At 56.1% G+C, this 14,534-nt stretch carries 8 protein-coding genes; 2 read left to right on the top strand and 6 right to left on the bottom strand.

Features of this window, described 5'->3' with window-relative positions:
• Positions 1-30 precede the first annotated feature (30 nt).
• The 4 genes from yfaE to ubiG form a co-directional block, all read right to left on the bottom strand.
• Positions 31-285 carry a class I ribonucleotide reductase maintenance protein YfaE gene (yfaE, locus tag VZP09_RS13360; protein WP_002913017.1) on the bottom strand — a complete coding sequence of 85 codons (255 nt, stop codon included), beginning with the start codon at positions 283-285 and terminating at the stop codon, positions 31-33.
• On the bottom strand, positions 285-1,415 hold the full coding sequence (nrdB, locus tag VZP09_RS13355; protein ID WP_004140835.1) for a class Ia ribonucleoside-diphosphate reductase subunit beta: 1,131 nt from the start codon (positions 1,413-1,415) through the stop codon (positions 285-287). Before nrdB ends, yfaE begins: the two co-directional genes overlap by 1 nt.
• A 101-nt stretch (positions 1,416-1,516) precedes the next feature.
• Positions 1,517-3,802 (bottom strand): class 1a ribonucleoside-diphosphate reductase subunit alpha, encoded by a 2,286-nt coding sequence (gene nrdA / locus VZP09_RS13350; protein ID WP_002913016.1) that lies wholly within the window; start codon positions 3,800-3,802, stop codon positions 1,517-1,519.
• Between the two features lie 344 nt (positions 3,803-4,146).
• A complete protein-coding gene (ubiG, locus tag VZP09_RS13345; RefSeq protein WP_002913014.1) occupies positions 4,147-4,875 on the bottom strand; it encodes a bifunctional 2-polyprenyl-6-hydroxyphenol methylase/3-demethylubiquinol 3-O-methyltransferase UbiG in 729 nt (242 codons plus the stop codon).
• A gap of 146 nt (positions 4,876-5,021) precedes the next feature.
• On the opposite strand from ubiG, the gene gyrA reads away from it, so the two are divergent.
• Both gyrA and rcsC read left to right on the top strand, forming a co-directional pair.
• Positions 5,022-7,655 carry a DNA topoisomerase (ATP-hydrolyzing) subunit A gene (gyrA, locus tag VZP09_RS13340; protein WP_004140833.1) on the top strand — a complete coding sequence of 878 codons (2,634 nt, stop codon included), beginning with the start codon at positions 5,022-5,024 and terminating at the stop codon, positions 7,653-7,655.
• Between the two features lie 131 nt (positions 7,656-7,786).
• Positions 7,787-10,627, top strand: a complete 2,841-nt coding sequence (gene rcsC / locus VZP09_RS13335; protein ID WP_002913009.1) for a two-component system sensor histidine kinase RcsC — start codon at positions 7,787-7,789, stop codon at positions 10,625-10,627.
• A 45-nt stretch (positions 10,628-10,672) separates the two neighbouring features.
• Here rcsC and rcsB read toward each other — a convergent pair whose 3' ends face one another.
• Positions 10,673-11,323 carry a response regulator transcription factor RcsB gene (rcsB, locus tag VZP09_RS13330; protein ID WP_002913007.1) on the bottom strand — a complete coding sequence of 217 codons (651 nt, stop codon included), beginning with the start codon at positions 11,321-11,323 and terminating at the stop codon, positions 10,673-10,675.
• Positions 11,324-11,338: 15 nt separating this feature from the next.
• Positions 11,339-13,996: a phosphotransferase RcsD gene (rcsD, locus tag VZP09_RS13325; RefSeq protein ID WP_002913006.1), complete on the bottom strand. Its 2,658-nt coding sequence runs from the start codon at positions 13,994-13,996 to the stop codon at positions 11,339-11,341.
• Between the last annotated feature and the right edge of the window lie 538 nt (positions 13,997-14,534).

The raw sequence follows: 14,534 nt of genomic DNA, 5'->3' as shown, positions 1-14,534 counted from the left end.
GTCAGGTAAGCGTAGCGCCACCTGACAAGACTACATCTCGATCTCAATATCGCCTTTCGCCCGGCAGCAGCAGGGCAAAATTTCTCCCGGCTGGATAAAGGCCAGCGGCTCGGTCAGCCAGTCAACCTGGCCGGAGACCAGGCGAGTGCGGCAGGAGCCGCAGTAGCCTTCGCGGCACTGATATTCGACGTCGATATTATGCGACTCCAGCGCCGCCAGCAGGGAAGGGTGTTCATCCTGACACTCAAGGCGAGTGTCAGAGATTTTCAGGAAGATCCGCTTCATTACAGCTGGAAGTTGCTCAGATCGTCGGCATCGACTTCAGAATCGATCTGGCCGACGAGATAAGAACTGACTTCCACTTCCTGCGGCGCCACCTGAACGTTGTCGGAGACCAGCCAGGTGTTGATCCATGGGATCGGGTTGGAGCGGGTCTGGAACGGCAGATCGAGGCCCACCGCCTGCATGCGGATATTGGTGATGTACTCGACGTACTGGCAGAGAATATCTTTATTCAGGCCGATCATCGAGCCGTCGCGGAACAGGTAGTCCGCCCACTCTTTCTCCTGCTGAGCCGCCAGCACGAACAGGTCATAGCACTCCTGCTTGCACTCTTCGGCGATTTCCGCCATTTCCGGATCGTCGCTGCCGGAGCGCAGCAGGTTCAGCATATGCTGGGTGCCGGTCAGGTGCAGCGCTTCATCGCGGGCGATCAGGCGGATAATTTTGGCGTTGCCTTCCATCAGTTTGCGTTCGGCAAAGGCGAAGGAGCAGGCGAAGCTGACGTAGAAGCGGATCGCTTCCAGGGCATTAACGCTCATCAGGCACAGATAGAGTTTCTTTTTCAGCTCGCGCAGATTCACGGTCACGGTTTTGCCGTTGACGGTGTGGGTGCCTTCGCCCAGCAGATGCCAGTAGCTGGTCATCTCGATCAGCGAATCGTAATAGTGAGAGATGCCTTCCGCACGTTTCTGGATCTGCTCGTTGGTGACGATGTCGTCGAACACGGTCGCCGGGTCGTTGACGATGTTGCGGATGATGTGAGTGTACGAACGCGAGTGAATGGTCTCGGAGAAGGCCCAGGTTTCTACCCAGGTCTCCAGCTCCGGGATGGAGATCAGCGGCAGCAGCGCCACATTCGGGCTACGGCCCTGGATGGAGTCGAGCAGCGTCTGGTACTTCAGGTTGCTGATGAAAATATGTTTTTCGTGTTCCGGCAGCGCCTGGTAGTCGATGCGATCGCGGGAAACGTCAACCTCTTCCGGGCGCCAGAAGAAGGAGAGCTGCTTTTCAATCAGCTTTTCAAAGATGTCGTATTTTTGCTGATCGTAGCGGGCCACGTTAACCGGCTGGCCAAAAAACATAGGTTCCAGCAGCTGATCGTTTTTCGTCTGTGAAAAAGTGGTGTATGCCATTGAAGTGAGTCCTGTTGAACTGTATTGCCCGGCAGGAATGGGTTGGCCGGGCCTACACAAACGTAGGCCGGGTAAGCGTAGCGTTACCCGGCAAAAATACCTTAGATCTTACAAGCGCCGCTTTCGCAGCCGTCGTCCTGGATGGACGGGGCCAGGTCATCCTGGGCGTCTTCAGCGCCATCACGGGTGTTGTGATAGTACAGCGTTTTGACGCCGAATTTATAGGCGTTGAGCAGGTCTTTGAGCAACTGCTGCATCGGCACTTTTCCGGACGGGAAGCGCGTCGGATCGTAGTTAGTGTTGGCAGAGATCGACTGGTCGATAAACTTCTGCATGATACCCACCAGCTGCAGATAACCGTCGTTGTTCGGCATCTCCCACAGCAGCTCGTAGGCGTTCTGCAGGTTTTCGTAATCCGGCACCACCTGGCGCAGGATACCGTCCTTGGACGCTTTGATACTCACGTGGCCGCGCGGCGGCTCAATGCCGTTGGTGGCGTTGGAGATCTGCGACGAGGTCTCGGACGGCATCAGCGCGGAGAGCGTGGAGTTGCGCAGGCCGTGGGTTTTAATGGACTCGCGCAATGCTTCCCAGTCGTAGTGCAGGGGTTCGCTGACGATGCCGTCCAGATCTTTCTTATAGGTATCGATCGGCAGGATGCCCTGCGCATAGGTGGTTTCGTTGAACCACGGGCAGGCGCCTTGCTCGATAGCCAGCTCGTTAGAGGCCTTCAGCAGATAGTACTGAATCGCTTCGAACGTTTTGTGCGTCAGGTTGTTGGCGCTGCCGTCGGAGTAGCGTTTGCCATGCTTCGCCAGATAGTAAGCGAAGTTGATCACGCCGATACCCAGCGTACGACGCCCCATCGCACCGCGTTTAGCCGCCGGGATGGGGTAATCCTGATAGTCGAGCAGCGCATCCAGAGCACGCACCGCCAGCACCGCCAGCTCTTCCAGCTCGTCGAGGCTGTCGATAGCCCCGAGGTTGAAGGCCGACAGGGTGCACAGCGCGATTTCGCCGTTTTCGTCGTTGACATCTTCCAGCGGTTTGGTCGGCAGGGCGATCTCCAGGCACAGGTTAGACTGACGCACCGGGGCGACTACCGGATCGAAAGGGCTGTGGGTGTTGCAGTGGTCGACGTTCTGGATATAGATGCGGCCGGTAGAGGCGCGCTCCTGCATCATCAGCGAGAACAGCTCAACGGCTTTAATACGCTGCTTACGAATGCTGTCGTCCTGCTCGTACTGGGTGTACAGGCGCTCAAACTCGTCCTGATCGGCGAAGAAGGCGTCATACAGGCCCGGGACGTCGGAAGGGCTGAACAGGGTAATATCGCCGCCCTTCAGCAGACGGGTGTACATCAGCTTGTTGATCTGTACCCCGTAGTCCATGTGACGAACGCGGTTGGCGTCGGTACCACGGTTGTTTTTCAGCACCAGCAGGCTTTCCACTTCCAGATGCCACATTGGGTAGAAGAGGGTTGCCGCGCCGCCGCGTACGCCGCCCTGCGAGCAGGATTTCACCGCGGTCTGGAAATGCTTGTAGAACGGAATGCAGCCGGTGTGGAAGGCTTCGCCGCCGCGGATCGGGCTGCCCAGCGCGCGAATGCGTCCGGCGTTGATGCCGATGCCGGCGCGCTGGGAAACGTATTTCACAATCGCACTGGAGGTGGCGTTGATGGAATCCAGGCTGTCGCCGCACTCGATCAGCACGCAGGAGCTGAACTGACGGGTTGGGGTACGCACGCCGGACATGATCGGCGTCGGCAGCGAGATTTTAAAGGTGGACACCGCGTCGTAGAAACGCTTGATATAGTCCAGACGCGTTTCGCGCGGATAGTTCGAGAACAGGCAAGCGGCGACCAGAATATAGAGGAACTGCGCGCTCTCATAAATTTCGCCGGTGACGCGGTTTTGTACCAGATACTTGCCTTCCAGCTGTTTAACGGCTGCGTAGGAGAAGTTCATGTCGCGCCAGTGGTCGAGGAAACCGTCCATCTGCTGGAACTCTTCTTCCGTGTAGTCTTCCAGCAGATGATGATCGTATTTACCTTTCTCGACCATCTTCACCACGTGATCGTAGAGCGCCGGCGGCTCAAACTGACCGAAGGCTTTTTTACGCAAATGGAAAATCGCCAGACGCGCGGCGAGGTACTGGTAATCCGGTGCGTCGCGGGAGATCAGATCCGCAGCGGCTTTAATAATGGTTTCGTGGATGTCCGCGGTTTTGATGCCGTCATAGAACTGGATATGGGAGCGCAGTTCTACCTGGGAAATCGAAACGTTATTCAGTCCTTCTGCCGCCCAATCCAGTACGCGATGGATTTTGTCGAGATTGATGCGCTCGGTGGTCCCGTCGCGCTTTGTCACCAGCAGACTCTGATTCATGTGGATTTTACCTGTCCGTGAAAGAAAATATCCCCCGTTTATCCACAGAAGGCCGTTGTGACTAACTCTGTGGATAAATACTATATGTAGGGGGTTGTCGATAAAAGAAACGCTATATGGTGAGTATTTTAGTAAGGAATCTTTTGAGTACAAGGGTTGATTTTGACGTTAAATTGAGGTTGCGGAAGGGTAATAATCCGCAAGTCCACGTCGCATAAGGCCTGGAGAAGAAGTCAATAAAACAGAAAAAAAAATGAAAATTTGATCGAGTGCTGATTTCTTCATCGGAAGAAATAATCACGCGGCTTGATGCCGCGCAATCATCATAAGCGGAGGTGCTGACCTCAGTCCTGTTTGGCGGTGGTATGCAACATATAGTTAACATCAACCCCCGGCGCTAACTTGAAGGTATTGGTCAGCGGATTGTAATGCAGACCGATGATATGCTGCTCTTTCAGAGTAGTCTGATCTACCCAGCCCAGCAGCTCGGCCGGCTTGATAAACTTCTTCACATCATGAGTGCCTTTGGGCACCATCTTCATGACATATTCCGCCCCGACTACCGCCATCAGCCAGGCCTTGCCGTTGCGGTTGATGGTGGAGAAGAAGACCTGGCCGCCGGGCTTCACTAACCGCGCGCAGGCGTGCACCACCGACTGCGGGTCGGGGACGTGCTCCAGCATCTCCATGCAGGTCACGACGTCATACTGCTGGGGATGCTTCGCGGCATGTTCCTCAACTGTTTCCTGAACATAGTCTACCTGAATACCGCTCTCCAGGGCGTGCAGCCTGGCGACCTGCAGCGGTTCGGCCCCCATGTCCAGCCCGGTGACCGTCGCGCCTTCGCGCGCCATGCTCTCGGCGAGGATGCCGCCGCCGCAGCCGACATCGAGGACTTTTTTACCGAACAGGCCGCCGGAGCGTTCGGCAATATAGCCCAGCCGCAGCGGGTTGATGCGGTGGAGCGGTTTGAACTCGCCCTCCAGATCCCACCAGCGCGAGGCGACGGCTTCGAATTTGGCGATTTCAGCATGATCGACGTTAGGGGCTACCGACGTTTTTTCGGCATTCATGGGCGCTTTTACTCCTTTTCTGTTCAGACCTGCGAGTATATCAGCAGCGCGCCATGAATAAACCGTATTGCTTTACCTCTATTAGCGCGGCTGTGTTATAATTTGCGACCTTTGAATCCGGGATACAGTAGAGGGATAGCGGTTAGATGAGCGACCTTGCGAGAGAAATTACACCGGTCAACATTGAGGAAGAGCTTAAGAACTCTTATCTGGATTATGCGATGTCGGTCATTGTTGGCCGTGCGCTGCCGGATGTCCGAGATGGCCTGAAGCCGGTACACCGTCGCGTACTTTACGCCATGAACGTATTGGGCAATGACTGGAACAAAGCCTATAAAAAATCAGCCCGTGTCGTTGGTGACGTAATCGGTAAATACCACCCGCACGGCGACTCCGCGGTATACGACACCATCGTGCGTATGGCGCAGCCGTTCTCGCTGCGTTACATGCTGGTGGACGGCCAGGGTAACTTTGGTTCCATCGACGGCGACTCCGCCGCGGCGATGCGTTATACCGAAATTCGTCTGGCGAAAATCGCTCATGAGCTGATGGCCGATCTTGAAAAAGAGACGGTCGATTTCGTCGACAACTATGACGGTACGGAGCGTATTCCGGACGTCATGCCGACCAAAATTCCTAACCTGCTGGTGAACGGCGCCTCCGGGATCGCCGTAGGGATGGCCACCAACATACCGCCGCATAACCTGACGGAAGTGATTAACGGCTGTCTGGCGTATGTTGACGATGAAGACATCAGCATTGAAGGGCTGATGGCGCATATTCCTGGCCCTGATTTCCCGACCGCCGCCATTATCAATGGCCGTCGCGGCATCGAAGAGGCCTATCGCACCGGTCGCGGTAAAGTGTACATCCGCGCGCGCGCGGAAGTGGAAGTGGACGCGAAATCCGGCCGCGAAACCATCATCGTGCACGAAATTCCGTATCAGGTGAACAAAGCGCGCCTGATCGAGAAAATCGCCGAGCTGGTCAAAGAAAAACGCGTGGAAGGCATCAGCGCGCTGCGTGACGAGTCTGATAAAGACGGGATGCGCATCGTGATTGAAGTGAAGCGCGATGCGGTAGGGGAAGTGGTGCTTAACAACCTCTATTCCCAGACCCAGCTGCAGGTCTCCTTCGGCATCAACATGGTAGCTCTGCACCATGGTCAGCCGAAGATCATGAACCTGAAGGACATCATCGCCGCGTTTGTACGCCACCGCCGTGAAGTGGTGACCCGTCGTACGATTTTCGAACTGCGCAAAGCGCGCGACCGGGCGCATATCCTCGAAGCGCTGGCCGTTGCGCTGGCCAACATCGACCCGATTATCGAACTGATCCGTCGCGCGCCGACCCCGGCAGAAGCGAAAACGGCGCTGGTTGCCCAGGCGTGGGATCTCGGTAACGTCGCGGCGATGCTGGAGCGCGCCGGGGATGACGCCGCGCGTCCGGAATGGCTGGAACCAGAGTTCGGCGTGCGCGACGGTAAATACTACCTGACCGAGCAGCAGGCTCAGGCGATTCTGGATCTGCGTCTGCAGAAACTGACCGGCCTTGAGCATGAAAAACTGCTCGACGAATATAAAGAGCTGCTGGAGCAGATCGCAGAGCTGCTGCACATTCTCGGCAGCGCCGACCGTCTGATGGAAGTGATTCGCGAAGAGCTGGAGCTGATCCGCGACCAGTTCGGCGACGAACGTCGTACCGAAATCACCGCCAACAGCGCTGATATTAACATCGAAGATCTGATCAACCAGGAAGATGTGGTGGTCACCCTGTCGCATCAGGGGTATGTGAAGTATCAGCCGCTGACCGACTACGAAGCACAGCGTCGTGGCGGTAAAGGCAAATCGGCAGCGCGCATTAAAGAAGAAGACTTTATCGACCGCCTGCTGGTGGCTAACACCCATGACACCATCCTCTGCTTCTCAAGCCGCGGCCGTCTGTACTGGATGAAGGTCTATCAGCTGCCGGAAGCCAGCCGCGGCGCGCGCGGTCGGCCGATCGTCAACCTGCTGCCGCTGGAAGCCGATGAGCGCATTACCGCCATCCTGCCGGTCCGCGAGTACGAAGAGGGCGTCAACGTCTTTATGGCCACCGCCAGCGGTACCGTGAAGAAAACCGCGCTGACCGAGTTCAGCCGTCCGCGTTCCGCCGGTATCATCGCGGTCAACCTGAACGAAGGCGATGAGCTGATCGGCGTCGATCTGACCTCTGGTCAGGATGAAGTGATGCTGTTCTCCGCGGCCGGTAAGGTTGTACGCTTCAAGGAAGACGCCGTTCGCGCCATGGGCCGTACCGCCACCGGCGTACGCGGTATTAAGCTTGCGGAAAACGACAGCGTCGTCTCGCTGATTATTCCACGCGGCGAAGGCGCGATCCTGACGGTGACGCAAAACGGTTACGGTAAACGTACCGCGGCGGCGGAGTATCCGACCAAGTCGCGTGCCACCCAGGGCGTTATTTCGATCAAAGTCACCGAGCGTAACGGTTCCGTGGTCGGCGCCGTGCAGGTGGATGACTGCGATCAGATCATGATGATCACCGACGCCGGGACGCTGGTGCGTACCCGCGTTTCCGAAGTGAGCATCGTGGGCCGTAACACCCAGGGCGTGATCCTCATCCGCACCGCGGAAGATGAAAACGTGGTGGGTCTGCAGCGCGTGGCTGAGCCGGTGGATGATGAAGAGCTGGATGCCATCGATGGTAGCGCGGCGGAAGGCGATGACGATATCGCCCCGGAAGCGGATACCGATGACGACATCGCCGAAGACGAAGAATAATCGTCCGAGGTAAATGTTCTGGAAGGGCCGGGTATTTTCCCGGCCCTTTTTGCATTAACATTGCGGCAAAGCCGGTTTACCGCTACCTTAACCGCATTCTGTTGAGTCCCTGACGGCCGAGCATCGCCACATTGAAATATCTTGCCTCTTTTCATACAACCCTGAAGGTTTCACGTTATCTGTTCAGAGCGCTGGCGGTATTGCTGTGGCTGCTTATTGCGTTTGTCTCTGTGTTTTATATCGTCAACGCGCTGCACGAGCGGGAAGCCGAAATCCATCAGGAGCTTAATCTCAACGCCGATCAGGCCCAGCGCTATATCCAGCGTACCGCGGATGTAATGAAAGAGCTGAAGTATGTCGCCGGTAATCGCTTGTCGGCAGGGGACGCGGTAGCGCAAGGGCAAAACGGCGATATGGCGGTGCCCAACTTTGAACCCCTGTACCCCGATTCCGACTGCAGCGCGATGAGCGCCACCTGGCGTAATTCGCTGCAGTCGCTGGCATGGTTTATGCGCTACTGGCGGGATAATTTTACTGCCGCCTACGACCTTAACCGCATCTTTCTCATCGGCAGCGATAACCTCTGCATGGCCAACTTTGGCCTGCGGGACGTGCCGATTGAGCGCGATCAGGCGCTGAAAGTCCTGCATCAGCGCATAGAGCAATATCGCAACGCGCCGCAAAACGAGCGCGGCAACAACCTGTTCTGGATAAGCCAGGGCGTTCGCCCCGGGGTGGGCTATTTTTACGCCCTGACGCCGGTCTATATGGCCAATCGTCTGCAGGCGATGCTGGGCGTGGAGCAGACCATCCGCATGGAAAGCTTCTTTACGCCGGGCAGCCTGCCGATGAGCGTGACGATCTTTGACGATAACGGCCAGCCGCTGATTTCGCTGGCCGGTGCGGAAGGTAAAATCCAGAGCGAAGCGAAGTGGATGCAGGAGCGGATGTGGTTTGGCTACAGTTCGGGTTTCCGCGAGCTGGTGCTGAAAAAAAGCCTCTCGCCGTCCTCCCTGAGCATCGTCTATTCCGTCTCGGTAGATCAGGTGCTGGAGCGGATCCGTATGCTGATCATCAATGCTATCGTTCTTAATATCCTCAGCGGCGCGATGCTGTTCGCGCTGGCGCGGATGTATGAGCGGCGCATTTTTATCCCCGCGGAGAATGACGCCCAGCGCCTGGAAGAGCACGAGCAGTTCAACCGCAAAATTGTGGCTTCTGCCCCGGTAGGGATCTGTATTCTGCGCACTGCCGACGGGACCAATATTCTCAGTAATGAACTGGCGCACAACTACCTGAACATGCTGACCCACGAGGACCGCCAGCGGCTGACGCAGATCATCTGCGGCCAGCAGGTCAATTTTGTCGACGTGCTGACCAGCAACCATACCAACCTGCAGATTAGCTTTGTTCATTCACGCTATCGCAATGAAAACGTCGCCATTTGCGTGCTGGTGGACGTTTCCGCCCGCGTGAAAATGGAGGAGTCGCTGCAGGAGATGGCCCAGGCGGCGGAGCAGGCCAGCCAGTCGAAATCGATGTTCCTGGCGACGGTTAGCCATGAGCTGCGTACCCCGCTGTATGGCATCATCGGTAACCTCGATCTGCTGCAGACCAAAGCGTTGCCGAAAGGCGTCGATCGCCTTGTGACGGCGATGAACAACTCCTCCAGCCTGCTGCTGAAAATCATCAGCGATATTCTTGATTTCTCGAAAATCGAGTCCGAGCAGTTGAAGATCGAGCCGCGGGAGTTCTCTCCGCGCGAAGTCATGAACCATATCTCCGCTAACTATCTGCCGTTGGTGGTGCGCAAGCAGCTGGGCCTGTACTGCTTTATCGAGCCGGACGTTCCGGAACAAATGTCCGGCGACCCGATGCGCCTGCAGCAGGTGATCTCAAATCTGCTCAGCAATGCGATAAAGTTCACCGATACCGGCTGTATTGTCCTGCACGTCCAGTGCGCGGGGGATTATCTGCAGATTAGCGTTCGCGACACCGGAGAAGGGATCCCGGCGAAAGAGGTATTGCGCCTCTTCGATCCTTTCTTCCAGGTGGGGACCGGCGTGCAGCGCAATTTTCAGGGCACCGGCCTTGGCCTGGCGATCTGTGAAAAACTGATCAGCATGATGGATGGCGATATTGCTGTCGAAACCGAGCCGGGGATGGGTAGCCGCTTTACCATCCGTATTCCTCTGTATGGCGTGCAGAATACCTCACCGGTGAGCAGAGACGGTTTCGCTGGCAAGACCTGCTGGCTGGCGATTCATAACACTTCGCTGGCGATGTTCGTCACCTCGCTGCTCAGCTACCACGGCCTGACGGTCCGCCGCCATGCCGGCGAAACGCCGGACGCCGAGGATGTCTTACTCACTGACGATGAGGCGCTGAGCGGATGGCAGGGAAGGGCCATGGTCATCTTCTGTCGCCGTCATATCGGTATTCCGCAGGAGCGGTCCGCCGGCGAATGGCTGCACAGCGTGACGACTCCCCACGAACTGCTGCCGCTGCTGGGGCGTATTTTCCATGTTGCGCTCGCCAGTGCGGAAAATAGCCCGGCGCTGATGGCCCCGGAGGCGCAGGCCGGCAATAACGACGACATGATGATCCTCGTGGTCGACGATCACCCGATCAACCGCCGCCTGCTGGCGGATCAGCTGGGTTCGCTCGGCTACCAGTGCGTGACCGCGAACGACGGGATCGACGCGCTCAACGTCCTTAGCAAGCAGCACATCGATATCGTGCTCAGCGACGTCAACATGCCTAATATGGATGGTTATCGCCTGACGCAGCGCATTCGTCAGCTTGGCCTGACGCTGCCGGTGATTGGCGTAACGGCCAATGCCCTGGCGGAAGAGAAGCAGCGCTGTCTGGAATCGGGGATGGACAGTTGTCTGTCCAAGCCGGTCACCCTCGACGTACTGAAGCAAACGCTGACGGTATATGCGGCGCGGGTGCGTAAAGGGCGGGAATAATGGGGAGCTCCGTCTCGCCGGGGCGAGACGGAGAGGGCGAAGAGATTACTCTTTGTCCGTCGCGCTCAGCGAGACGGAAGAGAGGTAGTTCAGCAAGGCGATGTCGTTTTCGACGCCCAGCTTCATCATCGCCGATTTCTTCTGGCTGCTGATGGTTTTAATGCTGCGATTAAGCTTTTTGGCGATCTCGGTTACCAGGAAACCTTCGGCGAACAGGCGCAGCACTTCGCTCTCTTTCGGCGACAGGCGTTTATCGCCATAGCCGCTGGCGCTGATTTTTTCCAGCAGGCGAGAGACGCTTTCCGGGGTGAATTTCTTCCCTTTCTGCAGCGCGGCCAGCGCTTTTGGCAGGTCGGTCGGCGCCCCCTGCTTGAGGACGATCCCTTCGATATCCAGATCCAGCACCGCGCTGAGGATCGCCGGATTGTTGTTCATGGTCAGAACAATGATCGACAGATCCGGGAAGTGGCGCTTGATGTATTTAATCAGCGTGATCCCGTCGCCGTATTTGTCACCGGGCATGGACAGATCGGTGATCAGCACATGGGCGTCCAGCTTCGGAAGATTGTTGATAAGGGCCGTGGAGTCTTCAAACTCGCCAACGACGTTCACCCACTCAATTTGCTCAAGTGACTTACGAATACCGAACAGTACGATCGGATGGTCATCGGCAATAATTACGTTCATAGTGTTCATGTATAAGGCTACCTTCTACAGCAAGCTCTTGACGTAAGCGTCAATGTCGCTGATATATTTTTCTATGCCTTGCGCATCCTTTTCGCGAATCAGATGCTCAAGCGTTTCACATAACTGCTTGCCGGGTATCAGATTAAGCATAGCAAATGCCCCTTTGAGGCGGTGGGCGGTTTGCGCCAGAGCAGCAAAATCGCCCGCTTCGATTTCAGTATACAATCTCTGAACATCATCCGGTACCGTATCGGCAAACAGTGCGTAATAGCCGCTGGCATGGAGTTCGGCGTTACTCTCGTTTCCTGAGGTGACGGGCTGAACCGCCTCCTCCGCCAGCTGCTGCTCAATAAGCTGCAGGATAGCCTCCTGCATCGCCGTGCTAATATTAAAGTTGACCCGCAGTTGGCCCGGGCCGATCTTGCGTATCCCGACCTCATCATCGCTTAAAAGCAAGCCTGAAGCAGTAAGATTAGACGGATTATCCGTTAAATAAAGATCAAAGGCTTGACTGGTCGCCCGATCGTCCGGTGTGATGCAGGACGCTCCCCAGCTCTCCAGCTGGCGAGTGACAATCCGCCGCACTTCGCTGGAAGTCACATCCAGCAGGACGATAACGTCATCCAGCAAATGCTCTCCCGCCTCTGGCGCCTCTTCGCTGGCCGGCATTTTCAGATGCAGGGTATAGCGCGTCCCCAGCGACTCCCGGGCTTTAATGGTCAATTGCCCGCCCAGCTTGCGCGTCATGCGGTCGCATAGCCAGAAGGTAAGGGCGTTTGCTTTGCCGTACAGGTCGCTCTGGGTCTCGTTGAGATACGGGAAGTGCATATTGTCGATCTCGTTTGCCGAGACGCCGTTGCCGGTATCCAGAATGCGGAAGGTCAGGCGATCGCTGGCCGACTCATCCTGACAGACGTCGAGGGTGATCTTGCCGATAGGCGTGGTGGTCACTGAATACTGGATTAACAGCACCAGCGTGCGCCGCAGAGCTTCACGGTCGCCATAGCGCTGCTCGCCGGCCGGGAGCGCATTGTTGATGAGCAGCTGCAGACCCTTGCGTTTCATCGCCGGCAGCACTTCCGGCACGACGTCGTCAATAAGCTCCTGCACCGAGAACAACGTCTGGTTGGTTTTCCAGGCATCGCTTTCCAGCAGATTGGCGAGCTGAATGTCATCGATGAGTTTGACCAGCTCATCGGCATGCTGGGCCAGCGTCCGATTCTCTGTACTACTGAGCGCCGCCGCCTCTGCCGCCAGCGTCAGCGCGGGCTGCTTCAGGGCGCTGCCGATGTGCTGCATAAAGGCGGCCCGTCCCTGCTGGTTTTTCTCATACAAGCGCTGGGCCTGCTTGAGCTTTTTATTGACCAGCACTTCGCGGTCCTGATCACGGATGATCAGGATCTGGGTGCGCGGCGCTACCTGGCTGCGATACTGGCGGATTTCATACTGCTCATTATTGACGGTGGCCTGGATCACCCCCTGATGCTGGTCCGCCATATTGGTGATGTTCTGCAGATTCAGGTGCGGAAGCAGATGGTCGGCAATTGGATTGCTGATAACCGTTCGGTTGGCTTCCTGATCGTGAACGAGCAGCCCCAGCGGCAGCAGAGAAACAATCTCTTCGTTAATGGCGCGCAGCAGACGCAGTTCGCTGTTGGCGGCGGAGGGGAGCCCGGCGCCAGACGAATGGCTGCGTCCTTTATAGTGGCGAAAGGTGGTAAAACCAAACAGCGCCAGCGCCAGCAGACCAATGTTGAGCAGCAGCGGCAGAAGAATGTTCTGCATGGACTCCAGCAGCATGGTGCTCATTGGTACCGTCCACAGCAACTGCATACCGGTGGTGCTGATGTCGGTGGCGATGTCAATCTGCATGCCGTTAAAGGTGATCCCGATATGATCGGCGCTCTCTTTATCCGGCGTGGTGGCGAGATTTTGCGACGGGTCAGGCTCGATACGGAAGCTGTCGATGGTCATGCCGGGCGGGATCAGATCGTTAATCGGCAGGTCGAAGGCAACCACCGTGGCAAGGTGTCCGGGCTGGTTGAAGGTGGTGCGTAACGTAAAATAGTGCGCGTTCTGCCAGGCGAGATGGCGCAACGGCGAGAACGTCTCGCGCTCATCAAGGGTATTAGCCTGCAGCAGCATTTCCGCGCGCCGCGACTCCACGACGCTGCTGATCGTTGACTCTTTGAAGCTCGAAGAGAGGTCCTTCAACGGCAGGGTGGAGACCAGGATCAGACTATTGTCCAGGCCGTTGAGATAGTACATCGACCACGGAATGGTCTCCGCGCCCCACAAAATATCGAGATAATCGGACATTTTCTGCGTCATTTCGAGGGTGGAGCTGTCATGGGAGCCAAAGATCAGGGCTTCGGTTTTACGCCGGGGTTTCTCCAGGTAGTAAACGTCCTGTTTTAAACGCGTCTCCTGCAGACCGCCGCTTGCGGTGTTGACTGAGGTGGCGGCGATATTGTCGTAGATCTGCCAGGTGGCATAGCGCCAGGCGTCAATGCGCTGGTGCAGAGCGTGGGAGACATCAACCACCTGATAGCTTTTCTCCTTCAGCCAGGCATTGACGGCGCTTTGAATCATCACCCCCATTGTCGCCAGCAGGACAATAACCATCAAAATGAAGAAGCGGCTGATGTTGCCGGGGATCAGGGAGAATTTTTTCGGGGTCATCTTGTGGCTGAACGACTCATCATTGTTTGTAAACAGGATGTAGCGCCAGAGTAACTGGCAACAAAGCAGATGCTGCTGGCAGTATAAAGGCTAATGGCGTAAATCCATACTACAGATTGGTGCCAGCGGTGCGATGCCGTCCAGGAATTATCTTAGAAACGAAGCGTAAATGAAACCGCGCCGGGAAGGTTAACCGGCGACGATATTGACGGAAACAAAAGGGAAGAATCGCACGAAATAACAAGACATTGGCAGAATATGCACCACTGATGGCCTAATTGATTGATTAATAGTCGTTAGGGAATCATTAGCCATAGCACAGATAAATTAAAGTTGTGTAAAGAAGGGTAAAAAAAACCGGATGCGAGGCATCCGGTTGAAATAGGGGTAAACAGACATTCAGAACTGAATGACGGTAATAAATAAAGTTAATGATGATAGCGACTCTTATTTTAGCCACCAATGATCATTTTGTTTTACCATTCAGTGCTATAGATATGTTGTTGTCTATCACTTTGATTATAAAAGGTTAAATATT

Origin of the sequence: Klebsiella sp. EMBS2024, assembly GCF_036233805.1 — a bacterium.
GTDB classification, from domain to species: Bacteria; Pseudomonadota; Gammaproteobacteria; order Enterobacterales; family Enterobacteriaceae; genus Klebsiella; species Klebsiella pneumoniae.
This window is presented reverse-complemented; position numbering and strand designations above follow the sequence as displayed.

Excerpts from the sequence above, each read along its gene's own strand:
- yfaE (WP_002913017.1), bottom strand. The coding sequence starts at position 285 with ATGAAGCGGATCTTCCTGAAAATCTCTGACACTCGCCTTGAGTGTCAG.
- nrdB (WP_004140835.1), bottom strand. The coding sequence starts at position 1,415 with ATGGCATACACCACTTTTTCACAGACGAAAAACGATCAGCTGCTGGAA.
- nrdA (WP_002913016.1), bottom strand. The coding sequence starts at position 3,802 with ATGAATCAGAGTCTGCTGGTGACAAAGCGCGACGGGACCACCGAGCGC.
- ubiG (WP_002913014.1), bottom strand. The coding sequence starts at position 4,875 with ATGAATGCCGAAAAAACGTCGGTAGCCCCTAACGTCGATCATGCTGAA.
- gyrA (WP_004140833.1), top strand. The coding sequence starts at position 5,022 with ATGAGCGACCTTGCGAGAGAAATTACACCGGTCAACATTGAGGAAGAG.
- rcsB (WP_002913007.1), bottom strand. The coding sequence starts at position 11,323 with ATGAACACTATGAACGTAATTATTGCCGATGACCATCCGATCGTACTG.
- rcsD (WP_002913006.1), bottom strand. The coding sequence starts at position 13,996 with ATGACCCCGAAAAAATTCTCCCTGATCCCCGGCAACATCAGCCGCTTC.